This window comes from Mucilaginibacter gossypii, assembly GCF_017569325.2.
GTDB classification, from domain to species: Bacteria; Bacteroidota; Bacteroidia; order Sphingobacteriales; family Sphingobacteriaceae; genus Mucilaginibacter; species Mucilaginibacter gossypii.
Window position 1 is genome coordinate 6115347 of sequence record NZ_CP071878.2, and the last position, 25064, is coordinate 6140410.

23 protein-coding genes are annotated in these 25064 nt (G+C 43.7%); 1 reads left to right on the forward strand and 22 read right to left on the reverse strand.

Annotation, left to right across the window (positions count from 1 at the left end; translation table 11 throughout):
- The 6 genes from J3L18_RS26110 to J3L18_RS26130 all read right to left on the reverse strand — a co-directional run bounded on the left by J3L18_RS26110 (nt 1) and on the right by J3L18_RS26130 (nt 5298).
- Nucleotides 1-564 (reverse strand): helix-turn-helix domain-containing protein, encoded by a 564-nt coding sequence (locus J3L18_RS26110; RefSeq protein WP_112658185.1) that lies wholly within the window; start codon nt 562-564, stop codon nt 1-3.
- Between the two features lie 68 nt (nt 565-632).
- Nucleotides 633-1064: an HYC_CC_PP family protein gene (locus J3L18_RS31160; RefSeq protein ID WP_112658183.1), complete on the reverse strand. Its 432-nt coding sequence runs from the start codon at nt 1062-1064 to the stop codon at nt 633-635.
- Between the two features lie 104 nt (nt 1065-1168).
- Entirely contained in the window at nt 1169-1381 is a 213-nt protein-coding gene (locus J3L18_RS26115; RefSeq protein ID WP_129568229.1) for a heavy-metal-associated domain-containing protein, read from the reverse strand.
- A gap of 14 nt (nt 1382-1395) precedes the next feature.
- On the reverse strand, nt 1396-3627 hold the full coding sequence (locus tag J3L18_RS26120; protein WP_129568230.1) for a heavy metal translocating P-type ATPase: 2232 nt from the start codon (nt 3625-3627) through the stop codon (nt 1396-1398).
- Between the two features lie 424 nt (nt 3628-4051).
- Nucleotides 4052-4714, reverse strand: coding sequence for a DUF305 domain-containing protein (locus tag J3L18_RS26125; RefSeq protein WP_129568231.1), 663 nt, complete (start codon nt 4712-4714; stop codon nt 4052-4054).
- Between the two features lie 53 nt (nt 4715-4767).
- Entirely contained in the window at nt 4768-5298 is a 531-nt protein-coding gene (locus J3L18_RS26130; protein ID WP_112658175.1) for a DUF2231 domain-containing protein, read from the reverse strand.
- A gap of 141 nt (nt 5299-5439) precedes the next feature.
- Here J3L18_RS26130 and J3L18_RS26135 point away from each other — a divergent pair, with 141 nt between their 5' ends.
- The gene (locus J3L18_RS26135; RefSeq protein WP_112658173.1) at nt 5440-5655 is read left to right on the forward strand and encodes a hypothetical protein; all 216 of its coding nucleotides are present in this window, start codon (nt 5440-5442) and stop codon (nt 5653-5655) included.
- Between the two features lie 904 nt (nt 5656-6559).
- Here the strand turns inward: J3L18_RS26135 and J3L18_RS26140 are convergent.
- The 16 genes from J3L18_RS26140 to J3L18_RS26215 all read right to left on the reverse strand — a co-directional run bounded on the left by J3L18_RS26140 (nt 6560) and on the right by J3L18_RS26215 (nt 24864).
- Complete coding sequence (locus tag J3L18_RS26140; protein WP_129568232.1) at nt 6560-6961, reverse strand: hypothetical protein; 402 nt, start codon at nt 6959-6961, stop codon at nt 6560-6562.
- A gap of 536 nt (nt 6962-7497) precedes the next feature.
- A complete protein-coding gene (locus tag J3L18_RS26145) occupies nt 7498-9177 on the reverse strand; it encodes a peptidase associated/transthyretin-like domain-containing protein (protein ID WP_129568233.1) in 1680 nt (559 codons plus the stop codon).
- A gap of 133 nt (nt 9178-9310) precedes the next feature.
- Nucleotides 9311-9799 (reverse strand): HD domain-containing protein, encoded by a 489-nt coding sequence (locus J3L18_RS26150; RefSeq protein ID WP_129568234.1) that lies wholly within the window; start codon nt 9797-9799, stop codon nt 9311-9313.
- Nucleotides 9796-10395 (reverse strand): hypothetical protein, encoded by a 600-nt coding sequence (locus J3L18_RS26155; protein ID WP_129568235.1) that lies wholly within the window; start codon nt 10393-10395, stop codon nt 9796-9798. The genes J3L18_RS26150 and J3L18_RS26155 overlap by 4 nt, the downstream gene beginning before the upstream one ends.
- 9 nt (nt 10396-10404) lie before the next feature.
- A complete protein-coding gene (gene rseP / locus J3L18_RS26160; RefSeq protein ID WP_129568236.1) occupies nt 10405-11742 on the reverse strand; it encodes an RIP metalloprotease RseP in 1338 nt (445 codons plus the stop codon).
- Between the two features lie 6 nt (nt 11743-11748).
- The gene (locus J3L18_RS26165; protein ID WP_129568237.1) at nt 11749-12324 is read right to left on the reverse strand and encodes a D-sedoheptulose 7-phosphate isomerase; all 576 of its coding nucleotides are present in this window, start codon (nt 12322-12324) and stop codon (nt 11749-11751) included.
- Between the two features lies 1 nt (nt 12325).
- A complete protein-coding gene (locus tag J3L18_RS26170; RefSeq protein WP_223266104.1) occupies nt 12326-12817 on the reverse strand; it encodes an MgtC/SapB family protein in 492 nt (163 codons plus the stop codon).
- Entirely contained in the window at nt 12801-13418 is a 618-nt protein-coding gene (locus J3L18_RS26175) for a hypothetical protein (protein WP_129568238.1), read from the reverse strand. Before J3L18_RS26175 ends, J3L18_RS26170 begins: the two co-directional genes overlap by 17 nt.
- A 1-nt stretch (nt 13419) precedes the next feature.
- Nucleotides 13420-13596 (reverse strand): DUF2188 domain-containing protein, encoded by a 177-nt coding sequence (locus J3L18_RS26180; RefSeq protein WP_166091207.1) that lies wholly within the window; start codon nt 13594-13596, stop codon nt 13420-13422.
- Between the two features lie 30 nt (nt 13597-13626).
- Nucleotides 13627-14316 carry a DUF1345 domain-containing protein gene (locus tag J3L18_RS26185; RefSeq protein ID WP_129568239.1) on the reverse strand — a complete coding sequence of 230 codons (690 nt, stop codon included), beginning with the start codon at nt 14314-14316 and terminating at the stop codon, nt 13627-13629.
- Nucleotides 14313-15068, reverse strand: a complete 756-nt coding sequence (locus J3L18_RS26190) for a ZIP family metal transporter (protein ID WP_129568240.1) — start codon at nt 15066-15068, stop codon at nt 14313-14315. The genes J3L18_RS26185 and J3L18_RS26190 overlap by 4 nt, the downstream gene beginning before the upstream one ends.
- 9 nt (nt 15069-15077) lie before the next feature.
- Nucleotides 15078-15731 carry a hypothetical protein gene (locus tag J3L18_RS26195; protein ID WP_166091206.1) on the reverse strand — a complete coding sequence of 218 codons (654 nt, stop codon included), beginning with the start codon at nt 15729-15731 and terminating at the stop codon, nt 15078-15080.
- Nucleotides 15728-17044 (reverse strand): Nramp family divalent metal transporter, encoded by a 1317-nt coding sequence (locus J3L18_RS26200; RefSeq protein WP_129568242.1) that lies wholly within the window; start codon nt 17042-17044, stop codon nt 15728-15730. Before J3L18_RS26200 ends, J3L18_RS26195 begins: the two co-directional genes overlap by 4 nt.
- On the reverse strand, nt 17037-19244 hold the full coding sequence (locus tag J3L18_RS26205; RefSeq protein ID WP_223266105.1) for a heavy metal translocating P-type ATPase: 2208 nt from the start codon (nt 19242-19244) through the stop codon (nt 17037-17039). The genes J3L18_RS26200 and J3L18_RS26205 overlap by 8 nt, the downstream gene beginning before the upstream one ends.
- Nucleotides 19245-19249: 5 nt before the next feature.
- A complete protein-coding gene (locus J3L18_RS26210; protein WP_129568243.1) occupies nt 19250-20485 on the reverse strand; it encodes an efflux RND transporter periplasmic adaptor subunit in 1236 nt (411 codons plus the stop codon).
- Between the two features lie 8 nt (nt 20486-20493).
- Entirely contained in the window at nt 20494-24864 is a 4371-nt protein-coding gene (locus J3L18_RS26215) for a CusA/CzcA family heavy metal efflux RND transporter (protein WP_129568244.1), read from the reverse strand.
- Nucleotides 24865-25064: the final 200 nt, after the last annotated feature.

A 25064-nucleotide genomic window follows, 5' to 3' on the forward strand; every position in this document is an offset into this window, starting at 1 on the left:
TTAAATTTTATCCAGTGGTTTCCTGTCGCTTTTATTGATTGATTTATATTCACTTGGAGTCAAACCAGTGATGCTTTTAAATTGATTAGACAAATGTGCATTGCTGCTATAACCCATAACATTAGCTATTTCATTCATATTCAGCTCACCATATTGCAGCAATTCCTTCACCTTTGCTATCTTTTGCTGAATGATGAACTTTTCGATAGTTACATCCTCGTGATCGGAGAATATACGACTCAGATATGAATATTCCATTTGCAGGGATTCGGCAAGCATACTGCTGAGGGTTTGATGAACATCGGTCAGGTCGGAATGGTGAATCAGCTTGATAACGGTATTTTTGATCTTTTCTACCAGCCGGTCACGTTCCTTATCGATGATCTCAAAACCCAGGATCTTTAACGAGGAAGCTATCTGCTGCATCTGTGCCTCGTTAGGTTCGGGATGGAACTGAACCTCACCAAGGCTGATGTCAGAGATCAGAAAATTATGATTATCAATTTGTTGTTTGACGACCATAATGCAACGGTCGCAAACCATATTTTTTATATGAAGAAGCATATTCGATTTTCAAGTGGTTAATGATTGAACATTAAAATACCAGCCGCGTGGGGTGCGGCAGCTAAAAATCAAATGAGGATGGAACGATTTAGAATGTATATAAATGGCTTCGAGGCATCAGGCGGTGCTTTAGAAATAGGCCATTTGAATTGATCTGTGCGTGTCTGAACAACAATATCCTGGCAATATGAGACGCCGTGAAGTGGAGGTTGATACACCTCCAAATGTAATTCTGATGATCCGGCAATATTTTCCTTGATCACCGATAAGTTCTGCTGGTTGCAGCAAGTACAATGTTGACTTCTTATTTGATAAGCGGAGTCTTCCGATGGCTCGTCACAGCAATGATCGTCGTCACAAGAATCAGTTTTAGACAATGCGGCCCCCTTGTTAACATAGCCGGGGCCTGCATCGGCACAACAATGAAAAAAGCAGGCTGATACCCCTGATGTTAACATCAGGTATAAGGCCGCCAAGATCAGTGCACTAAACTTCTTCATTCCTTATTACTACACAAAAAAGTTACAATTGTTCTTGGCTATATATTTTTCTTTTAAATTAAAATCCCGCTGACATCGCAGCAGGATTTCTGTCTGCTAGTTTGCTAATCAATTCTTTGTGCAAAATAGCCTTTTGCCGTCACGCTTTCGATGATCTGTTCGGCAGTCAATCCTTCTGCCTGCACGGTAAGCACCTTGTCGCGATTGGCTGTATCTACCTCCCATTTATCTATACCCTTTAAATTGTCTAATGATGGGGTTACAGCTGCTATGCAGCCACCACAGTTGATATTCGTTTTGAATTTGAAAGTTTCCATGTTATTGATTTATATTAAATGTTAATTTTTGACAATTTCAGCCGGAGGCTATTGCTCACCACAGATACGGAGCTTAGTGCCATAGCCGCCCCGGCGATCATCGGATTCAATAGGAATCCATTAAAAGGATATAACAATCCCGCCGCAATAGGTATGCCGATCAGGTTGTAAACAAATGCCCAAAACAAATTCTGTCTTATGGTACGGACCGTCAGCCGCGAAAGCTTTAACGCTTTGGCGATCTGCGTAAGATCGGGCGATATTAGCGTGATCTTAGCAACATCCATTGCGATATCTGAACCCTGTCCCATCGCGATGGAAAGATTAGCTTGCGCGAGCGCCTGGCTGTCATTGATACCGTCGCCGACCATAGCTACGACCTTTCCATCGGCTTGCAGTTGTTTAACAAAGTCTGCTTTATCTGAAGGCAACGCTTCTGCTATGACATGATCAATTCCTGCTGCAGCTGCAATGTTGTTCGCCGTTTGCCGGTTGTCACCTGTGACCATATAAACTTCGATGCCTTGTTTTTTTAAATCTTCTACCGCCTGCGCGGAATTGCTTTTAATCTTGTCTTGAATGCCGACGATCCCCAGTACCGATGTATGATCTGCAAAATAGATAACAGTCTTAGCGGAATTCAGCCACAGATCCTGTTGCTTTTTCAAATCATCCGGTATTTTGATGTTAATGCTGTTAACCAGTTTTGGGCTACCGGCCAAATAAGGCTTTCCGTCACGCAAACCTTCAACCCCACGTCCGGTTAGGCTTTTAAAATAACTCATGGAAACAGGTTTTATAGCGAGATTTTTAAGATGTTCTACAATGGCCGCCGCCAAAGGATGTTCTGATTGCTGTTCTAACGACAGCAAAATCCCTGCAAGAAATGATCGGTCCTCTTCGGCCTCTTTTGTCCAGGCCAGATCTGTGACTTTTGGCTTGCCCTCGGTTAATGTTCCGGTTTTATCAAGAATAACAGCATTAACACGATAACCAAGTTCCAGTGCTTCAGCATCTTTAACAAGAATGCCGTTTTCAGCACCTTTACCGATTCCGACCATAACTGCGGTGGGCGTTGCCAGTCCTAAAGCGCAGGGGCAGGCGATCACCATCACCGTCACCATCGCTAATAGCCCCTGGGTGAGGGCGTGCTGCCCGCCAAACAGTATCCATGCCCCGAAACTCAGCAACGCAATTAACATGACAACCGGCACAAAAATGCCAGCAATTTTATCGACAAGTTTTTGCACCGGCGCTTTTGAACCCTGCGCCTCCTGAACCAAGTGGATGATCTGGGCCAGCATCGTTGCGCTTCCTACTTTTTCGGCCGTAAAACGAAAACTGCCTTTTTGATTTATTGTTCCTGCAAATACCTTATCACCTGCCTTTTTTTCAACGGGAACTGGTTCACCGCTGATCATACTCTCGTCAATAAAAGAGTTCCCTTCAAATAGGACGCCGTCAACGGGGATTTTTTCACCTGGTCGAACCTGCAAACGGTTACCAACCTGAACATCTGCAATGGGCGTTTCTATTTCTCCCTGTTCAGTAATTAGTAATACGGTTTTTGGTTGCAGCCCGATCAATTTTTTGATAGCGGAGGAAGTATTCGATTTGGCCCGCTCTTCCAGAAGCTTGCCCAACATAATAAAGACGATCACTACAGCTGCGGCTTCAAAATATACATGGGGCATCAGCCCTTGACGATACCAGAATTCGGGGTATACGGTATTAAAAACGCTAAATGCAAAAGCGATTCCTGTACTCATCGCGACAAGCGTATCCATATTGGCCCTGCCGTGACAGGCCTGTTTCCAGGCATTGATAAAAAAACTCCTGCCCGCAATAAATAATACAGGCGCTGTCAGTACCAACATGATGTAATTCCCATAAGGAACGTTCATGAAAAACATCCCAATCAATACAACGGGAACGGTTAATATTGAGGCCCAAATGATGTTCTTCTTTAGTTTTTCCAAATGGCTTTGCCGGGCTTCTTCTTGTTTTTTCCTCCCATTAACCGTATCAATGATCAAATCATACCCCACAGATTGTACAGCCTGTTGCAAGGTTGAGGGTTGTATCAAAGCTGGATGGAAGGCTACTTTTACCGACTGTGTAGCATAATTAACTTCCGCCTTTTCTACACCTTTTTGTGCATTGATCATTGATTCTACACTGGCCGCACATCCGGCGCAGGTCATGCCGGTCACAGGAAAAGTAAGTGTTTGAGTTGGTGCTGTCATTCTAAATTAAATATATCGTTACAAAGTTACGCCTCATCTTTTTATCACTATTACATAATTCAGGGAAAGAATTACATAATTATTTAAGTCCAAACTTTTTCTTGGTCAAAACGGGATTGTGCCGTCTTAACATAATTAGTTGCTGTTTAATGCAGGTGCGTATGGAATATCGCCCATAAAACAACAACAATTCCCGCCATGCTTAACAAGAACACAAGCGTATAGATAACTTCCTTAATTATTCTGGCGACTGTCCAGGGCCTTTTCTTTTCAGGGGCGGGCTTTTTAATTTTTTTCTTTTTAGGAATTGACATAGACAATAATTTACGGGATAGTGTAATCGAAAGGTCAATTTGTAAGCTCTTACTTAAAAGTTAACGCTCGGCAATGTTCTTGTCTGTTACTTTAACGAATGACGCAGCAATTAAAGATGTTCCGGTCTGTTTATGGCAGGTCTGCCACTTCGCTGATAATAGGCTGATAATTCGCCCATTTCCGTACGTAAACGCTTTATTAGCTTTTTAGAAAAAGCCCCCAGTTCCTTATCATGCCCATACTTCGATAATAGCTTGGCCATTTTTAAACCTTGCTGGTCGAGGTCAATCATCAGCAGCACAAACTCCTCGTCGGTTGTTAGCCTACTTGGAAAAGTGTTTTTTGTATGCTGGGCAAACGAATCTATTTGGCGGCTTATGCCGGTTTCTTTATGTCCGGAATCATAGTTTACATGGAAATTCACTTTAACCAGGAAATTATTCAATTCTAAAGTTTCATGAATACGGTCAGTTATCATTTTCCGGACATTCCGGACCAACAGGTTGTTTTTTCCCTTTTGCATCTCCAGCATTTCCATATCGACAGCACCAAGATTGCTTACGATAATTAACATGACAATATCCCGGTCAGTATTACCCGTCATGAGCAACTGACCGAATTGCACATTCATCTTGTCAATAATACTATTGAAACTAACTGTGGTATCCTGATTATCGAAACCGGACGAGACGTATCTATTCCTGCCATGACCATGAACGGTCACGGCATAAAATAAAAATAACGCAAAAAATCCAAGTGTCTTGTGCCTCATCGGAATTGATCGTATTAGTTGGCCGCATGCTGCCTGATTAGCGGGAAAGCCGGTTATTTCATGGTGGAATCCATCTTCATCAGACTATCTTGTTTGCCGGATTTCGCATGTTCTTTACCCATATCATCCTCTTTCATCAAATATCTGCCCATTGGCCCTACACCGGCGATATGCGTTAACCGTGCACCGTGATGGCCAGCAATGGACAAACAAATAGCAGCAAGTGTAGCTGATACCAGAACGACTGCATTATATGACCTGGAATAAAATTTTGCAAAAACACCTATTGCTTTTAAAAGCAACGTGATGCCCGATAACCATAAAGTGTACTTTGCATACTTCTCGTGCGCTGCAAATATTGCCATAGCAGCCTTAGGCGTATTATCAGCTGGATCAGCATGGAACAAAGTGCTGGCCGCTAATGCGGAAAGAAAAGCCGCGGCCATGATCGCCAATGTGGCCCACCTAATTTGATGCCATTGCGGCTTCGCAACAATAATGACCTGGAAAGCAAATGCCATTAAAATCAATACAATAGGAAAGTGTATAATTAATGGATGTAACGAGGGAAATCCTGAAAACATAGTTTTAATATTTAAGATTTGATATTTGACCGGTTCAAAGCGATACCGGACTCCATAATGAAATAAGCAGGCATTGCTAAAAACAATGGCGCTTAGCAATAACCATTTTCAAGGCATTCCACCAAACATTAACTTTGACTGATGGACGATAAAATGGCCAAAAAAGTCACGGGTCAATTATTCCTTCGAATGATGAAAAGGAAAATTATTGGAGTTTATCAAATCTGGAAACGCTGGATAGCTATCCGCATCGTCCAAGAGGGCGGCCATTGGGAAACCTTTTTACTAGTTTTAATCCGGGGCAATAAACTGGTAATCTTGACGATATGTGGGACACAAGAAAAAAATATTTTCTGAGGTGCGTCAAATGAAATCCTGTTACCTTGGGGTGTTTCTTTGGCCAACGAGTTGAATCGGGACGTGCCGTTCTGACAGCATGCATCTTCCTCGTTTTGAAAACTAGGAGGATGATTATTTTTTTCGTTTAAGGAGCGGTAAACATTAACCTTATTAACTATGGTATGAAAACCATTCTGATGTTCATGATGATCAGGCAGATCCTGAAAAGTCTGGTGCAAAGTACAACCAAGCCCAATAATAGAGTTGAGCAAAAAGATAAATAACAGAAGCGCCGCTTTTTTTCTCATTAACTATCTAAGTTAACATTTTTATTGTTATTTTGTTTCGTAAACCTATACTTTATTGGCCTTTGCTGTAATTGCTGCTTATCAGTTGTTAAAGTGGGGCAATTTATATCCGTGTTCACTTATTACTCCACGCAAATTTGCTCAAGGTCAGCCAAGTTTGTACAGGTCTGCCTGGTTAAAGTTAAAAACATTATTACGGCGAGCTATACAGAAAACTTTTACAGTAAGCTAATACTTGCATTTGTAAAGTGGCAGAGTCGTTACTTTAGAACAGCCTTGGTACAGGTGCGCTTCAGTGGATAAATAAATATATTACGTTTAATGTTTATTTCAACAAAATGAAGAAAAAGTCCGTGTTATAGTGCAGAATCCGGTCATTGTCGAATTGTTTTCCTGATATGCGAAGATGAAGGTTATGAGGTAAAGGTTTTAGAATAGATACGCAGAGCCAAATATGACAAGCGATTATTGACTATAATTTGATGTCATCATCCTGGATATCATCAGCCAAAGTGAAGAAGGTACATTATTATGCTTTACGCTAAAAGAAAACCCAAAAACGAAACACATCCCGGTAATCGTACCTTCGACGCATCCAAAGGTCCTGACTGCCCTTAAAGCAGTTTGCGCAGATGACTCCTGCAAAACGCTTTCACTTTGCCAATTGATACTAAATCCATACGGATTCGGTTCATGTTTTCATAGAATTCAATTAGGACAGCTGCAAGCAGATTGCTGGATTTTATGTTTGGCCGGTGATTAACTTGCTGAAATGTTGTAAAAGAGGCCTCAACTGTTAAATTAATGCGTGCGTCTACAGTTTTTTCTTTGGATTTAACCGACATAAAACAGACAAAATGGTTGCTTATTTGACTATGAAAGCGATGAAACAGTGCCGATTGTTGTGAAACGCTGTTTGATTGTCCATTTCTTATTTGGTATTGTACGATTTCATTTGCTCCATCGTACAATGCCAGCATGAGCTTAACATAGTAATTGTCGGAACCGCTTTCCACTGGTATCGCTTTGGAATTTAGCGACGCGGGCAGCAAGCAATTTGCTCAGTGGGAAGTGACTGTCTGAAAGTTATTATTTTTATGGGAATTGAATGGCCTTGAACACCTTGGTTACGCCAATGCTTCCGTAAACCAATAAAGTTATGATAGTGAATGCAGCAAGTTTAAGCTTTGTGAAAGACAGTTCATCCATGTTTTTAAATTAACTGAAGCAACTGGATATTAAGATCGGCTGTAAAATAGTCGTTGAGCAATTTATTGACTTCGACCAATCTGCTGGTATCAAGATCGATAACGGCGACACGGTCAGCGTTTCAAGAAAATTCTTGGAAAGTATCCTGATCAGCTAAATCTCTATGCAACGTCGTAAAAAGAGGGTACCGCAGAACCATACTACGCATTATACACGCAATGTATCGCCACGCCTTGTGTGGATCAAAATTATCCGTATCATTGATCATACTAAGGTATATTAATGTCACTGATGATCATTGAAGGGATTATACAGTATGTCCATGTAATGAGGAAGCACTAACTTATTGTTTTATCAGTACTCCTGCAAAAAGAATTGTGTTTGTGGGTTGAAAATAGGTGTTACCTGAAAGTGTAAAATGATTTCGGGCGAAAGAAACCAGGAGAGAAACGCTATGTGTTATTTCAAATGCACCCGAAAGGCCATAAATAAAATAGTTTGCCTGTCCTTTTTCATTTTCTTTCTTCTCATTGATTGTTAATAGATTGTATCCAAAATAGGGGGCGAGTGTAATAGAGTGTGCATCTTTGTTTAAAACAATGTCATTCGACAAATGAAAAGCATATTGGGAAAAATTAATTTTATCTGTACCGGTGTTCCCCGATCCTTCAAATTGAAAAAACAAGGATCTATATAGGCGAAAATACGTCCCTATCTGAAATCCGTATTTTACAAAACTTGAAATGTGCGTTGATGAGTTTGCAATATTGACAGGGAATTTTATAAAAGTTAACGAATAATGAAAATTATCCTTCGTAAAATAATTTAACCAACTGCTTTTTTGCTTTACTGAGTTCCTGTTTGTTCGTATGGTATCAGTTATATCAGCAGATAATTTACTCAAATAATTGTATCGCTCAGAATGGCTAAGTAGTGTGTCAGCTTTAAGCCAAATTGAAGAATCGCCTTGTTTTGAAATGTTTTGAGTTACATCATTTTCTTGAATTATATCCCCATAGGCAAATGGCCCGATGTTAGATGTGTCTGTTTTTGAGGTAATATAATTGGTTGTTGTAGTGGGATTTTCCTTTTTATAAATGGTATTACCTTTCATATAGGCCTCTTGTACGTACCAGCGGTTACCTAAAAGACGGTAAGCAATATGGTACTGAAGCTTTGACTTGGGCAAAGTGCCATAACGCGTGACGTTAAAGTAACTGATGTCAGCGCCAACAAAAGCATAAGTGGCTGTATCTATATATAATGTTCCACTGGTTGCCTTTTGCTTTTTAGTAGAATCTCTTTGCGAGAAGTTGATGACATAAACATTCCTATCATGATACAATCTTTTTTGCATCAACTGATATTGAAATTCTTTTACTTTCGACGCTGTAATAAAAGGCGCACGGTTATGGATGATGTCAGCATGAGGCACTGTTAAATATCCTCCAATCCATTTGATGAAAATTAAAGATTTGTCAGTAATTGTATCGATTTTATTTTGAATCAGTTTTACTTCTTCATGCTTATTTTCATAATATGAGGGAACATATATTTGTACAATTGCATCGCTATTGAATAAATCTGACCGATTTTTTAAATATTGTAGCCGCATCGCGCCTGTTAATATATAAGGTTTTTGTGGATAATTATCCGGAATACGACTTATTGCCTTTTTTAAAATAGCAGACCCTGTACCCATAATTCTAACTTCAGCAAGTTCAACATAGCTTGCCCGCAATTCTATGTCAAAAGCGTAATTACCAGTAAAGTTTAGAAACAACTGTTTGTACCCGACACTTGTAAAACGAATACCCACTTGTTTAAATTGCGAAAGCTCAATCGTAATTTTGAATTTCCCTAATGAGTCAGTGGCGATACTAGTCTCGCCAACCCGAACTGTAACACCCTGTAAAAAGTTTTTAGAATCAAAGTCCCGGACAATTCCACTTAAGACAATGTTTTGAGCGTTGCAATATATAGTTATAAAGAGTGGCAAGACAAAGACTAAACATTTCTTCATTTTATGAACCAATAAAAGATGATTTGAATCGACATCTATTAAACCAGCGCTGAAATAAGCTTTTTGATATTCAATTGTTTTCTACTCTCCAGAATCTGTTGTCCGTAACCAGTATGATACCGGTGTTTGCTCATCATCCCAATATTCTGTAAATCCCAATCCCGATCAGTAAACCTTTGAGCAAGATTGACGACCATTCTGCCCGGAGGCGAACGGCATAATCATTGTAGTTCTTCTTCGATAAGTGATAGAGATCTGCATCGCAAATGATCTGTTCCAAAAGACCATTGGGTTGTTGCGGGAAGCGGGTTGACCTTATACATTTTATTACTTTTTCAACGAAATCCCTGCTACATGCTTCGGAGCTTAAAAAACCATCGGCAATATTAATACTTGAGTTTTCATGTCCGTCATATTCAAAGCAATAGCCGGTATCGTGAAACCATCCGGCTACCTCCAGAACAACTATATCCTCGTGAGTAACAGCGCTAACCCTGCCAATTTCCTTCACCGCCTCAGCGACATCCTGAGCATGAATTTCGTTATGAAAGTATATATTATTCGGAAGATTTTCAGAGATAAATTTCCTGACGAACCTTTCAGATCTTGCTACAATATTCATTGTCGTTTATTTAGCAGGTCAATCAATGCGTTTTGCTTTTTAATACTATCCCAAGCTAATTTTTTTAAACGCTCGCTTTCACCCATTGATATAAACGCAACACTGATCTGATCCATGTTTTCATAAAATTCGATTAACAGTGCTGTGAGAAGGCTACTTGACGTTTGGTTTTGTTGAAACTCAAACCGGCTGAAATGCTGTAATGCAACATCGGCCATAGCTTTAAAACGCGGATTGACCCGGCTCTCATGTGATTTAACCGCCAGAAAAGCTACATATCGATTGCTCATTTGATCATGAAATCTTTGAAATAATAAGGATTGTTGCGAAACATTGGTATCCGATATTTTGCCAGCCTGCATTTTTATCATGTCGTTTGCGCCGTCATATAAGGCGAGCATCAGCTTGACATAATAATTATCCGTTCCGTTCTCCACCGGTATCGCTTTAAACGTGGATATACGTGTTTGCAGCAATTTGCTAATGGAAGTATCTGATGGAAAACAATAATGTAGCGTTTTTACAGCAGCCCGGACTTTATCAATCGGCCCACAAGCGGAATAGCAAATCAAAAAGGCAACAAATATACTTTTCATGATAAATAATTAAATGATCAGCCGGGCAATGTCAATGTAACATACATAGATAGCGAGAAGCACAATTATGATTAACCCGCTAATCTGAACATAGGCCAGGACCGTCGTGTTCATCGGTTTTCCACGGACTGCTTCGATCCCAATAAACAAAGCTTGACCGCCATCCAGAACCGGCAAGGGCAGTAGATTAAAAAAAGCAATGGCTGTTGAAATCAAAGCAAGCAACCGCCAGAATCGTAGCCAGTCCAGCTTTCCTCCAAAAAGCATTGCGATCCCTATTGGGCCGGTAATTGCGTCGGCGACCTTAACCTTACCCTCCATAATATCCTTTAATCCCTTGGCATTATCGGAAAACGAAGACCAGGTGCGTGTCGCCCCGACACCTAAGGATTGCGGCAAAGTTACCTTTACGGATTTTAATTTGGGGTGAACCGCCTTTAGCGAAAACCCAATATGGCCGTCCTTATCTTTATGGGCAAGTACCTGGCTGGTCTTGCCATCATGAATTACGGTAAGCAATATCTGCTTTTGCTTATTCTCCTGCAGTCTTACCATGAAGTCATCGTACTGATGCAGTGGTTTTCCGTCAAGCGCTACCACGCGGTCATTTTTCTTGATGCCCGCGTTGCGAAGCTCACTGTTGGTATAAATGGAATCGAATTTAAAAATGGTACTCATACGAAAGAATTCCGTTGGCGCTTTATCTGCCAGCAAACGCATGATCTCCGGCGAGATCTTCAGGTGCATATGTACCTTTTCATCCGCTTTACTTCTGATGACCGTTAATATGGTATTTCTTTTAAGGATGCGCGTGCTCAATAATTCATCCTGATAAAAGACGGAGTCGCCGTCAATGGCGACGATCTTGTCGCCGGGCAATAACCCTGCCTTTAACCCAATTTCACCAGGCGTTATTCCGTAATCTGATTTAAGGCGTTGAATGTATCCTTTACCATAGATCGCCGTTTGCACGGAAAAGATGGAAAACGCCAATAACAAATTTAGTATAATACCCCCGGACATGACAATTAACCGCTGCCAGGCGGGCTTAGTCTTATACGATCCGGCTTCCGTTTCAAAATCAGGGACGCTGCCCGGGTCTTCATCTTCAGGCTCGTGAAGTCCAGCCATTTTAATATAGCCTCCCAAGGGGAGCCAGCCTATGCCATACAACGTTCCTTTATACTCAAATTTGAATAAGCTGTAGCCCCAGGCATCAAAAAACAGGTAGAACTTTTCTACTTTTATCCCAAATGCCCTGGCGGCAATAAAATGTCCTAACTCGTGTACCGTCACCAATAAAGAAATACCCAGCATGAACTGAGCTATCATAATCACTACTTGCATACCTACCTATTCATAAATTCTGTCGACCGCACTGCATAGGACATGCCCGATCAGGATATGCATTTCCTGAATACGGGCTGTAGTTTTGGAATTCACATTCAGTAACACATCTGATAATGTAGCTATTTTGCCGCCACCGTTACCTGTCAGGCCAAGTGTATGGCAATCAAGGCCTTTCGCTGTGATCAAACCTTGTAGTACATTTTCGCTGTTGCCGCTTGTTGATATTCCGATAGCCAGATCGCCGGGTTGTGCCAACGCCTCCACCTGACGGGCGAAAACTCTGGCAAATCCATAATCATTGCTGATCGCGGTTAGGGCCGATGTATCGGTTGTTAACGCTATGGCGGGAAGGCCACGCCTTTCTTTAACATATCGGCCGGTAAATTCTGCGGCAATATGTTGCGCGTCACTGGCTGATCCGCCATTGCCGAAAACCAGTATTTTTTTCCCTGCCGCAATTACACTCGTAACCAATCTGGCAGCCGCTGTTATGGAACTTAGTAGTTCCGGATCGGTAAGCGTTGCTACGGTGTCCTGATGTTCGCGGATCTCCGCCAGTATTAAATCATTATTTTCCATATTATTCCTCATCATTTTTTTCAGCGCCGTGTTTGGCTTGCATTTCTTTCTTCCATCTGGTGTACCATGACTGATGGTGCAAAGCCAGCAGCGCATAAAGCGCACCTGTTGCAACAAAAGCAATGATCAGCATATTCAGTCCTATTGCCACGCCTATACCAGCCGTGCACCAGATCGTGGCCGCCATTGTCAATCCGCTGGAGCTATTGGTGACGTCATTTTTATAAATAATTCCCGCCCCTAAAAAGCCGATACCAACCAGGATATTGGCAATGATCCGTGACGCTGCCGCCAGGTCGCCCATGTGCTCACCGATAGCCGTGAATAAAGCGGCGCCCAGACAAACGGCGGCATAAGTCCTGATGCCTGCGCTTCGGCCATGCTTTTCGCGATCCAGCCCAATCACGCCGCCGAGGATGACTGCCAATAATAGTTTGAGCACTATTGTCCATTCACTTTCATCATTTATTATCATACTATTTCCCCTGTTCATTGTGATTAACCACGGTTATCTTATGTGCTATATCCCGGATCGATTTTATTAATACTGTATCATAATAACCGGAACATTTTCCGCAGAGAATATGAATAAAAAGTTCCTTTTCGAGTAAAAGTTCCGGCAGGTAAGGCGTTCGCTGGGTTGACAAAAAAGCGTGGAGATCTTGTTCCGAACCTGGTTTAAGCGCGAATATTGTGATCGGCGTAGCGGTATCGCCAAAAGTATCCTCGGGAAAACTTTGCAGTGTCAGCAGGTCGTTAAGCGGAAAATAAGCACTTTGTTCTTTAACGATATTGCCGTTACCCGATCTGTTGGACTGACTGAATCCAAGATCCTTACCTAATCCCTCAAAATCATCTGACTGTAAATGATAATGCCAATCTGTTGTGTGTACGAGCTTCAAAACATCCGTTAAGAAAGGAGAATAACGGGTAAGTATGTAACAGTTTAGCCCTGATGTTAATTGCTTAGCAAGGGACAGGTAATGGTGCAAATGCCTGAAATACCGCGCCGAATCATTATCGGTGGCCGCCTGTTTAACGAATAAATAACTGAAAAGTCCTTCACTCGCTGTTTGTTTAAAGGTAATTTCCATTTTAACCCTCCATATCTAAAAACCATTCCTGTGCCTGCTTGATCGCTTCCGGTACAATAGATAATTCCGACACTGTCCGCTCTTCTTTCATTTTGTTGGCGATCTGGATCGCTTTTTCTCTTACGTGAGGTTCCAGGTCATTCATTTCAAAGGGATAGTGCTCATTATTCCAAACCATAGCTGTTGTTTTTAATTGTTACTATTCATTCTATTTTTGCATTAAACCGGCAACCACATTAATACTCAATGCAACAATAACGGTGTTAAAGCTAAACGATAACAAACCGTGCATGAGCGCAAGCCGTCTGATCTTTTTGGAGGTGATCTGTACATCGGAGACCTGAAAGGTCATGCCGATCACAAAAGAAAAATAACTGAAGTCAAGATAGTCGGGTTTGTCTTCATCCGGGAACTGTAAGCCGCCAGGTTTAAGGTTTTTACCGTCAGCATCCTGGTCTATATCGCAATAATAAAAATGGGCATAACGGAAAGTAAATATTGTATGTACCAGTACCCAGGAACTGACCACGCAGGCCAAAGAAAGCAAGACATGCAGGGTTAGCCGCTGGGTAGTATCACCGCCCGTTGACCTCAATAGTACTAATATGGCCAACAGGCTGGCCAAAGAGGCGAACACGGCAAAAACAAAAACGATCGTACGGCTGGAATCCTGTGCATGAGCTTCCCGGTGCACATCGGCAGGATGGATGTTAAAGATCGTCAAACCTGATAATGTCAATGAAGCGACCGCATAGGTAAGCCAGGTCACCATGAAATGGACGGAACCGGAGATGCTGCCGAGCGTCGAAAAGAAACATATTGCAGCCAGACCTAAAGAAACATAGACCTTATGGTTGGCATCCACGCGGTTGATATTGAATTTTTTAGTTGTGATCATATTGTTGATAGGTGTTTTTGCTCCTGGTTAAATACCATTCCCAGGATCATAAAAATTAAAAAGCCGCCAAAAAAGGCAGCGGTGTAGAAAGGCGAATCCTTTTCTTCATGCGCTTCAACCAGTAGTTCTTCAGTAACGAGAAACAAAAGTGCGGCCGAACCAAACGATAAAATCAATTCCAATACTTTATCACCTGCGGCGTGTAGTAACAGTAAGCCGATCAAAGCGCCAACAATAAACAGCGAGCTCAATCCAGCTAAGATGCCGATGACTGTTTTTTTCGATAAGGAAGACTCCAGCAAAGTAGTTACGGTAGCCATCCCTAAAGAAAAGCATTCCAGGGCGAGCGCTAAAGCGAGCAGCACACCTTCTTTTGCACCGGCTGCAAAGCCAATACCCAACAAAATGCCATCCAGTAAAAGGTCAACGCCGATAGCGGTAAGTATTCCCCAGGGTAGTGCTTTACTTTTCTTTACATCGCTTTCTTTATTCGCTAGTTTCTCGGTATTATGTTTGATCAACAGCATTGCCGTGATACCTAAGGTAAAGCCGATAATAATAGACTTCGCATCATGTATCTTAATCATATCCGGCAAAAGCTCAACAGCTACGACCGAGAACACCACACCAGCAGCAAAGTGAAGCACAAAACTTTTTAACGCAGCACCGGGCGGACGGTATAAAGCAATTAAGCCGCCGGTGAAAAGCAGCAAGACCGGGATTATCGAAAATAAGATCTCCTTAGCGTTCATATTTATATTTTAAATTCTTTCATCTGCTTCTAACTTTTTGAACCCAACCCGGCAGGCAAATGCACAGAGTAGCCCGGTGATCATACCAAGCGCTAAACTGGCTGGCAGGTCATCACCAGCATAGATCAGATTGTAAATAATGATCAGCGCAAAAAGCAATAACAAAACTTTAATTATAACGAATTTTTTGCCGAGGTAAAGGCTTACGAAAATAGCTGCGCCAAACGCAAGGGTAGCATTAAGGCAAACCAGTGAACAATCCATAGGAATAAGAGCTGTATATTTATAATGGAAGCCAGCACAGTTTTGCAAAAAAAGCCTTTCGCCGATGCTGTCCAAACCGTAGGCTGTCACACCGGCAATGACAAGATAGACAGTGATCAAAACGCAGGTCTTCAAAAACTTTACGCGATCAAACCCGATCAGCAGGAGGATCACGGAACAATAGAAGGGTATCCAAAAGGAATAACTACCAAAGTGCGGCGAAAGCGAGTCCATAAAGGTAAACCTTGTACTGTTGATCGTTTGACCGACCTCCCGGTTGATCGAGGTCAATTGAATTAAGAGCGCGGTATTGGCCATACAGGTAAAAGCGATCAGTCCGAAGAAGACCAAGCCAACCAAGATCACCGGAAATCGCATATCTATCGCCTTTATCATCATTTCCAGAATTGCAGGTAAACCAGGAAGACAGCGCCCGCTGTCATGACGAGCAGGCAAAGACCGCCCAGGGTATTAGACAGCCATTTATTGGTATAATCCCCCATTACCTTTTTATTGTTCGCAATGTGAAGTACAATAGCAATAATTACGGGGCAGGTGATCCCATACAGGATAGCCGTATACAGCAGCGCATTAATCGGATTGATCCCGAAATAGTTGATGCTTAGGCCGAGTAAGACCGAAACGATAAGTATACCGTAAAATGCTTTGGCCTTTTGAAACTTCTTATCAAGGCTGCCTTTCAAGCCAAAGGTTTCTGTTACGATATAAGACAATGATCCGCTCAGAACCGGGATAGCCAGGAAACCCGTGCCAATAATACCGACCGCAAAAAGCAGATAGGATAATTTCCCGGCTACAGGCTCCAAGGCCTTTGCGGCCTGTTCGACAGTGTTGATATCCCTTATCCCGTGGCTGTACAGCGCAGTTCCTGTTGCCAGGATCGTAAAAAACATGATCATATTAGACAAGAACATGCCCAGGTTCACATCAATGCCCATTTTTTGGATGAGCATGGATAGCAACTTTGCCTCACGTTTTTTTCCGTCATCAGGAAAATCATCGCTGAGTGTCAGTAAGCGTTTATTGATCATCACCTGTCTTTTTAGTGCCCTTACATCTTCGGCTTCCATAGCGGTTTGCCAGAAAAAAAGATAGGGTGATATCGTGGTTCCCAATATGGCGACCAGGACACCAACAAAATCCTTATTCCATTTAATGGTCGGCATCAGTGTTTGCTTTAGCACTATACCCCAGTCCGGTTTTGTAAAAAACGGAACCGCTATATATAATAACAATGTAAGGCACAGATACTTCAGTACTGCAACGAACTTTTGATAAGGCAGGTAAATAATAAAAAATAACAGCAAACCGGTAAACAGAACACTGAAATAAAATGACGGCACTGCAGGAACGAGCAGGTTCGCAACGGCACCCATGGCGGCAATATCTGCGCCTATATTCAAAATGATCGCCGGAACGCTGAAAAGCACCATGAGGTACAACACCGGTTTGCCATAATGCTGTTTTAAGGTTGTCGTGAGCCCGGCCGAGGTGATCAGACCGATCCTGGCGCACATTTCCTGGATAGCGGCCATCAGGGGGAATGTAATGAGCACTGTCCATAAAGTGGCAATGCCGTACTTTGCACCTGCCTGTGAATAGGTCGCTATACCTGATGGGTCATCATCGCTCGCACCTGTTACGATCCCGGGGCCTAACGCGCCGAAGAACTTTTTGACTTTTTTAAACATCCTTTTTGGTTTTCGATTTAGCTATATTTTTATGGTCATTGTCATAGGCCAGCAAGCGGAGGGCATTAAAGACGACCAGTAAGGTGGAACCTTCATGAGCAATCACAGCAGGTCCTATTGAAGCGATGCCCAAAACAGTGAGCGGAATAAGCACTGCCACCATTCCCAGGCTGATCCAGAGGTTTTGTTTGATGATACCTTTCGCTTTACGGCTCAGTCCGATAGCAAATGGCAGGCTTTCCAATTTGTCGCCCATCAAGGCGATATCAGCAGTTTCTAATGCTACATCAGAACCTGCGGCTCCCATAGCGATGCCCACCGTACTTTTAGCCATGGCTGGTGCATCATTTACACCATCTCCGATCATGGCCACCATTTTTTCAGCTTTGTCCAGCTTTTGAACTGACTTTACCTTGTCCTCAGGCATCAGGTCGCCCCAGGCTTCGGTTATGCCTATTTGTTTTGCCACGGCATCTGCCACCTGCTGGTTGTCACCGGTGAGCATGACCATTTTTTTAATGCCGAGATTGCTTAGCTCTGAAAGTACATGTTTAGCTTCTTTGCGGGGCACATCCATCAATGATAACAGCCCGATGAAATCCTTTTCCCTTTTAACCAGCATGGTGGTATGCCCTTGCTTTTCCAGTTCTTCAACCTGTTTAAGAACCTCAACGGGTATGCTTTTTTCAAATAACGCTTTGTTCCCGATCAGCACTTTTTTCCCGCCGACCTCGGCCTGAACGCCGCGCCCCGTAATGCCTTTGACATTATGGGCCTCGGGTATATGGGCTTTCTTGAGTTTTTCCATTGCGCCTTTAACAATTGCTTCAGCAAGCGGGTGGTCGCTGAGTTTTTCCACGGCTACGGCAAGGGTAAGCAATTCTTCTTCTGTGATCTTCTCGAAAGGTATGGCGTTGGTCAGTTGTGGCTTGCCTTCGGTTAGTGTTCCAGTTTTGTCGAATGCGATAGCATTCAGGGAACCCAGATCCTCCAAGGGTCTCCCGCCTTTGATCAGCACTCCACCGCGGGCGGCCCTGGCTACACCAGCAAGGACGGCACTCGGTGTAGATATGGCCAGCGCGCAAGGGCTGGCTGCTACCAGTACGGACATCGCCCGGTAGAAGCTTTTACTGAACGGTTCATCGATCACCAGGTATGCGAAGCATAAGGCAACTACCAGGATCAATACGGCCGGTACAAAGTATTTTTCGAACTTATCCGTAAACAGCTGCGTCGGCGATTTTTGTTTTTCAGCTTCATTGACCATCTTGACAAGTCTGGAGATGGTAGAATCTTTAGCTTCTTTAATGACTTTTACTTCCAATGCCGATGCGCCGTTGATCGTTCCGGCAAATACCCTGTACTGCGGTTTGATCGTCGCTTCATTGGCGAAGTCTTTGCTGGCATCGGGAACGGGGGACTTATCGACCGGTATGCTTTCGCCGGTAATCGGTGCCTGGTTAACGCTGCCTTCACCTTTGACCACTACGCCGTCAGCAGGTATTTTGCTGTTGGGTTTAATGATAATGATGTCACCCAATATCAATTCCTCGATACGCACTTCTTCCTCCTTTCCGTCCCTGGAAACAAGGGCTGTGGGCGGGGCGAGACTGGTAAGCGCCGCAATCGACTTCCGGGCTTTACCCATCGCATAATGCTCCAGGGAATGGCCGAGGCTAAACAGGAAAAGCAATAACGCTCCTTCAACCCACGCGCCGAGGATCGCCGCACCGATGGCAGCTACAAGCATCAGGAAGTCAATTTCAAATCCACCTTTTAGTATGGTTTCGACAGCTTCTTTAGCCGTAAAAAAGCCGCCGAAGAAATAAGCGACAATGTATAAGGACAAACTTACCCATGAAGGCAAGCCGGTAACAAAAGACAATCCCCAACCTGCGCCAAGCGCCGCGCCACATATGATCGCAAAGATCATTTCCGTGTTCTTTCCAAAAATGCCGCCATGCTCGTGGTCGTGGCCTTCGCCTTCCTCATGGTCATGACCTTTCTCTGCATGGTCATGGTCATGCTTTTTATCAGGATGGCCGTCTTTTAACTTTTCTTTTTCGTCAGGTTGCCGTTTTTTTGTGTTTTCCGCGGTAGGGCCTGCTTTTTTCTTGACCGGCTGTTCATTTTTAACCGGCTGTTCATCATTCTTATTTTTCATAGTTTGAGATATTAAATATTTAAACAGGCCCGTCATACGGACTATTCTTCTTCGCTGTTTTTCATTTTAGATAAAAGGTCATATGCACCTTTTAATACGATCCTGCCTTTCAAAGACTGGTCGGCTGGCAATTGAACTTCAGTAAACCCTCCATCGGATATACCGGTGGTGACTTCTGCCATTTCAAAATGAAAAGATTCGCCTGCCGCCTCTTTAACACTCTCTGCTTCGCTTTGTTCATGCTGGTGGCTACTGCTTTGCTTCACCTCAGTGTGTACAAAAACGTATTTTTTCCCCTGAAAATCAACAATCGCGGTTTCCGGTAATGCGGTGACCTGACTGCTGCCGGTTTCTATATAGGCTTTCAGATAAGTTCCCGGGATAAATTTGATACTGCCTTCGGCAATAGCATGTACCGTTATTGTTTTATCCGTATTGACCTCTCGTCCCACCAACTGAACAGTGGCTACCCGATCCGTCGAATCATTAGAGAGGTTAAAGCGCACCTTTTGTCCGGGTTTAACTTTTTCGGCATCCTTTTCAAAAACATTCAGTTCGACATGGAGATTTGAACTATTGACGATCTCAAACATCACGTCGTTCGGTGCAACGAATTTTCCGGTGTTCACGTTCACTTTGGTCACATAGCCGCTGATGGGGGCATAAATATTGACTGAGCTTCGGATATTCCCTGCCGAAAGTCTTTCAGGGCTGATGTTGATCAGCCGGAGGCGTTGCGTCAGCGCATTTTCCCGGGCCAGCATGGTTTGATATTGTGCTTTGGCTTGCTGTAACACCTTTTGTGAATTCACGTTTTGCTGGGCTAAAGTTTGCTGCCGTCTGTATTCGGCATCACTTAGTTCCAGCTGGCTTTTGCTTTCCAGATAATCTTGCTGTAGCTGCACGTAGTCTTGATTTTGCAGGACGGCAATAACCTGGCCTTTGCTGACACTGCTTCCCTGCAATAAGGGGGTAGATTTGACAATTCCCCCCATTTGGGTGGTTATGCTAACCAAATTCTGTGGCGGGACATCGATAAAGCCGTTAACTTTCAGTAATCCGGCAAGATTCTTAGGTTCAGCTGAACCCAAACTGATCCCGATCGCTTTATATTGCGCGGCGGTCACCTCTACAGTATTTTTATCTTCTTTATGAGCCGTATCCGGCTTGGCTTCGCCCGTTGAGGTCTCGGCCGGTTTGCTGCCGCAAGAACTAATGACAAATGGGATGGCTATCATAACAGCCAATTTTCCTATGGATTGAGTGGTAAATTTCATATATTTAATTAAAAGCCGCTAAGGTATTGGAGCGTGTAAACGGATTGGTTGTATTGATTAATTGCTTGCAGGTAATTAAACCTGATCTCAGAATAAGTGCGGAGCGCCTGAGAAAATTCAACATAGCCAATATCACCACTTTGGAAAGCGATCTGGCCTTGTCGCAGGATCAGGTTCGTATTAGGCAACGCACTTTTTTCGTAGTATTCAATGCTGCGCGCGTTCTTCAGTACGTCCTGATAGGCTTGCTGGTACTGGCTTTGCAGGTTGACCTGGTAAAGATTATACTGGGATTCGGAAACCTGTTTGTCAATCTTCGCTGCCTTGATCCGTGCCGCGTAGGGTTTGAAAAATAACGGTACCGAAATACCGGCTTGTATTCCCTGGAAGCGGTTCGCGCCAGTAAAGTTCCGGTCCTGACCGTTGATACTTTGTACGCCAATTATGGACTGGTTAAAATAACCTACAGTAAAATCCGGCCCGGACCGTGATTTTTCCAGGTTGATATTCTTGTCGGCAATGACGATTTGCTGCTTTTGATAGGCGAGCGATGGATTCCTTACAATGCTACTGTCTGCATAGGGGACTGCATCCGTTGTCTTAACAAACTGTACCGGTGTTACAAGTATGCTGTCCGTCGTATTCATCAAGCGCCTTAATTCAGACTTAGCAGCCACTATATCAGACTGATTTTTCATCATCTGGTTTTTAACCTCGTTATATTGCGTTTCCGCAGTGGTCTTTTCCAGCAGGTTCGTTTCACCGGTCTTATAGCGCAGATCCGCGGCCTTTAAAAACGCGCTGTAAATAGAATCCTGGCTGAAGTACAACTTTTGCAAGGCAACGAAATAGGCTAGTTGTGTGTACGCTTGCCTGACCTCGTAGGTAAGCTGGTTTTTGGTAACATTAAGACCGATCTCGGCAGCTCCGATTCTCGCATTGTACACCTCACGTTGGTTTTTATATAAGCCGGGGAAAGGGATATTTTGCTGAATGCTGATATTATTATCCCTTTTTACACTATTAATCTGGCCATATTGGATATTAAAATCCGTCTTACCAAGTTCAGTAGCGCTACCTCTAAGTGCTTGCTGCTGCGTGATCTGCAGTCGCGATGATTGCACGTTTTGGTTATTTATAACAGCCGTACTGATCGCCTGTTGAATATTGAGTGGCTGAGACGGCACATTCTGCGCCCTGGCGGGCACTCCGAATAAAACCAATACCGCAATGATGGCAGCCGGGATAGCTTTGACTTTTTTATCACGCCATTTTTCAAAATAAGTATATAACACGGGTAAAACAATTAAAGTTAAAATAGTAGAAGTGATCAGTCCGCCGATAACAACGGTTGCCAATGGCTTTTGGACTTCCGCACCTGCGGCGGTAGATATGGCCATTGGCAGGAAACCCAGTGAGGCGACTGTGGCGGTCATTAACACCGGCCGCAACCGGACTTCAGTGCCTTCCAGAACAATAGCCTTCAAATCGTTCTTGCCCGATTTTTTCAGGCGGTTAAACTCCGTGATCAGTACGATACCATTCAATACAGCCACACCGAACAAGGCAATAAAACCAACGCCTGCTGAGATGCTGAACGGCATCCCCCTGATAAGCAGGGCAAAGATACCGCCGATGGCAGCCATTGGAATAGCCGAGAAAATAAGCAAAGACTGGTTGAATGAACCGAATGAAAAATAAAGCAGCAAAACGATCAGTAATAACGCCACTGGTACAGCTACCGAAAGGCGCTTGGTCGCTTCTTTAAGGTTCTCAAACTGGCCGCCGTAAGTAACATAATATCCAGGGGGTAATTTGATCTGCTGATCTATCTTCTGTTGGATCTCGGTAACGACACTTTGAATATCGCGGCCACGGACATTCAGCCCGACGATAATGCGTCTTTTCGTATCTTCCCGCTGGATTTGGTTAGGCCCGATCTCAAACGATACATCCGCTAATTGTTCCATGGGTACCTGATTCCCGTTCGGAGCACTTACGTATAAGTTCTTGACATCATCGATACCCTGGCGATTGGCCAGGGAAAGGCGAACCACCATATCATAGCGTTTTTCACCTTCATAGACCAAACCGGCCGACTGACCGGCAAAGGCGGTATTAAGTGCCTGGTTAACGGTGCCAATGCTCAGGCCGTATTGGGCGACCTTATCCCGGTTAATTTTAACTACGATCTGTGGCAGGCCGGTTGCCTGTTCCAAATAAACATCTTTAGCTCCCTGAACAGAACTTACGATCTTGCCAATTTTCCTGGAAAGGTCAGTTAGCCCGTCAAGGTCATCACCAAATATTTTAATGCCGATGTCCTGCCGCACACCTGAGATGAGCTCGTTGGAACGTAACTGGATAGGTTGTGAAAAGCCGAACGTGACACCCGGAACCTGCTCTAAAGACTCTGCCATAAGATTAGCTAATTCTTCCCGGCTGTGGGTTGTGGTCCATTCTTTTTTATCCTTCAGAATAACGGTAAGATCGCAGGCATCCATGGGCATGGGATCAGTCGGGATCTCTGCTGCTCCGATCTTTCCGATCACCTCTTTAACTTCTGGGAATTTTTTTACCAGTATCTGCGAAGCCTGGTTTACTTTGTCAATCGTTTGCGTCAGTGAGCTGCCGGTCAATAACCGTGTCTCTACTGCAAAATCCCCTTCCTCCAGTGTTGGAATAAACTCACCGCCCATACGGGTAAAGATGAATATGCTGACGATGAGCAAAGCAACCGAGCTGCCGACAACGATCAACCGTTTGTTAAGCGCGCCTTTGATCAATGGCAAATAACGGCGGTGAATAGCGTCCATCATCCGGTCGGAAAAATTCTTTTTATGGCTTTGCTTTTTACTTAACGCCAATGACGAAACCATGGGCACGTAGGTCAACGAAAGCAAGAATGCGCCAAGGATGGCAAACGATACGGTTTGCGCCATAGGCCCAAACATTTTGCCTTCAATTCCTACAAGGGCCAGGATAGGAAGATAGACGATCAGAATAATGATCTGACCAAATGCAGCTGCGCTCATCATTCTTCCGGCAGACTGCTCCACCTGCTCGTCCATTTCCTTTTGTGTAAAAGGGCGTCCGGGATTGTTTATCGCCAGCATATGCATCGTCGCTTCGACAATGATCACCGCCCCGTCAACGATCAAACCAAAGTCGATCGCACCGAGGCTCATCAGGTTTCCTGAGACCCCAAAGACGTTCATCAGACAGATGGCAAAAAGCATGGCCAGGGGAATGACGGAGGCAACGACCAATCCTGCCCTGATGTTTCCCAGGAATATCACCAGCACGAAAATAACGATCAGTGCTCCTTCGATAAGATTTCTTGCGACGGTGCCTATCGCACGATCAACCAATGCGCTACGGTCAAGAAACGGCTCTACGGTCACGCCCTCCGGCAGGGTTTTGTTAATACGCGCGATCTTTTCTTTAACCTGCTTAACTACATTATTGGCGTTAGCGCCCTTCAGCATCATGACAATGCCGCCGACAGCTTCTCCTTCACTATTAGCTGTAGACCGGGTTAATGCACCATAACGTATGGAATTGCTGATCCCGACGGTAGCGATATTTCTAATGAGTACAGGTAAACCATTTGCATTGTTCCTGACTACGATCTTATTGATATCATCAATCGTACCAACCAGCCCTTCACTCCGAATAAAGTAAGCATTTGGTTTTTTGTCTATATAAGCTCCGCCTGTATTTTGGTTATTTTGTTCCAGGGCATTGAATACGTCGCTGATGCTTAAGTTAAGACTGCGCAGTTTATCCGGATCAAGAGCGATTTCATATTGCTTCAATAAACCGCCAAAACTGTTCACTTCTGCAATTCCGGGCGTTCCAAGCAGCTGCCGGCGGACGATCCAGTCCTGGATACTGCGCAGCTCACGCGCGTCATACTTCTTTTCATAACCCGGCTTGGCATGGATCACGTATTGGTAGATCTCCCCGAGTCCGGTAGAGATCGGTGATATTTCCGGATTACCTAAACCTGCCGGAATATTGTTTTTCGCTTCGGACAGTTTTTCATTAACCTGCTGCCGGGCCCAATAAATATCGACCTTATCGTGAAAAACGATGGTCACCACCGAAAGGCCGAACCGGGATAGCGAACGTACCTGCTCAATTTCGGGGATCGTCGCCATGGTCTGTTCGACAGGGTAAGATATAAGTCGTTCAACTTCCTGCGTAGCCAGCGAGGGGCTGAGGGTGATAACCTGGACCTGGTTATTGGTGATATCCGGAACGGCATCTATGGGAAGTTGCTTGAGGGAATAAATACCCCATCCGATCAGGGCGAGCGTAAATAGCCCGATGACCAGCTTATTGTTGATGGAAAAATTAATTATTTTATTTAACATGAGAATTTTTAATGCTTAGTTACCATATGGTAATATTTCATAGCAATGCCTATAATGGCCAGAACCATCACGATCACAATAATGATCAGTGAAATAATTCTGATAACGCGCATCCAAGTCGGTTTAGGTCTAGTCTTTCGACCGTAGTAAACTACACGGTGCTTGTTTGGCATTGCTCTTTTTTTTCGAGCCATACCTGA

Bases quoted from the DNA above. Each gene is read 5' to 3' on its own strand.
- J3L18_RS26110 (WP_112658185.1), bottom strand. From the start codon at position 564: ATGCTTCTTCATATAAAAAATATGGTTTGCGACCGTTGCATTATGGTC.
- J3L18_RS31160 (WP_112658183.1), bottom strand. From the start codon at position 1,064: ATGAAGAAGTTTAGTGCACTGATCTTGGCGGCCTTATACCTGATGTTA.
- J3L18_RS26115 (WP_129568229.1), bottom strand. From the start codon at position 1,381: ATGGAAACTTTCAAATTCAAAACGAATATCAACTGTGGTGGCTGCATA.
- J3L18_RS26120 (WP_129568230.1), bottom strand. From the start codon at position 3,627: ATGACAGCACCAACTCAAACACTTACTTTTCCTGTGACCGGCATGACC.
- J3L18_RS26125 (WP_129568231.1), bottom strand. From the start codon at position 4,714: ATGAGGCACAAGACACTTGGATTTTTTGCGTTATTTTTATTTTATGCC.
- J3L18_RS26130 (WP_112658175.1), bottom strand. From the start codon at position 5,298: ATGTTTTCAGGATTTCCCTCGTTACATCCATTAATTATACACTTTCCT.
- J3L18_RS26135 (WP_112658173.1), top strand. From the start codon at position 5,440: ATGGACGATAAAATGGCCAAAAAAGTCACGGGTCAATTATTCCTTCGA.
- J3L18_RS26145 (WP_129568233.1), bottom strand. From the start codon at position 9,177: ATGAAGAAATGTTTAGTCTTTGTCTTGCCACTCTTTATAACTATATAT.
- J3L18_RS26150 (WP_129568234.1), bottom strand. From the start codon at position 9,799: ATGAATATTGTAGCAAGATCTGAAAGGTTCGTCAGGAAATTTATCTCT.
- J3L18_RS26155 (WP_129568235.1), bottom strand. From the start codon at position 10,395: ATGAAAAGTATATTTGTTGCCTTTTTGATTTGCTATTCCGCTTGTGGG.
- rseP (WP_129568236.1), bottom strand. From the start codon at position 11,742: ATGCAAGTAGTGATTATGATAGCTCAGTTCATGCTGGGTATTTCTTTA.
- J3L18_RS26165 (WP_129568237.1), bottom strand. From the start codon at position 12,324: ATGGAAAATAATGATTTAATACTGGCGGAGATCCGCGAACATCAGGAC.
- J3L18_RS26170 (WP_223266104.1), bottom strand. From the start codon at position 12,817: ATGAACAGGGGAAATAGTATGATAATAAATGATGAAAGTGAATGGACA.
- J3L18_RS26175 (WP_129568238.1), bottom strand. From the start codon at position 13,418: ATGGAAATTACCTTTAAACAAACAGCGAGTGAAGGACTTTTCAGTTAT.
- J3L18_RS26180 (WP_166091207.1), bottom strand. From the start codon at position 13,596: ATGGTTTGGAATAATGAGCACTATCCCTTTGAAATGAATGACCTGGAA.
- J3L18_RS26185 (WP_129568239.1), bottom strand. From the start codon at position 14,316: ATGATCACAACTAAAAAATTCAATATCAACCGCGTGGATGCCAACCAT.
- J3L18_RS26190 (WP_129568240.1), bottom strand. From the start codon at position 15,068: ATGAACGCTAAGGAGATCTTATTTTCGATAATCCCGGTCTTGCTGCTT.
- J3L18_RS26195 (WP_166091206.1), bottom strand. From the start codon at position 15,731: ATGATGATAAAGGCGATAGATATGCGATTTCCGGTGATCTTGGTTGGC.
- J3L18_RS26200 (WP_129568242.1), bottom strand. From the start codon at position 17,044: ATGTTTAAAAAAGTCAAAAAGTTCTTCGGCGCGTTAGGCCCCGGGATC.
- J3L18_RS26205 (WP_223266105.1), bottom strand. From the start codon at position 19,244: ATGACGGGCCTGTTTAAATATTTAATATCTCAAACTATGAAAAATAAG.
- J3L18_RS26210 (WP_129568243.1), bottom strand. From the start codon at position 20,485: ATGAAATTTACCACTCAATCCATAGGAAAATTGGCTGTTATGATAGCC.
- J3L18_RS26215 (WP_129568244.1), bottom strand. From the start codon at position 24,864: ATGTTAAATAAAATAATTAATTTTTCCATCAACAATAAGCTGGTCATC.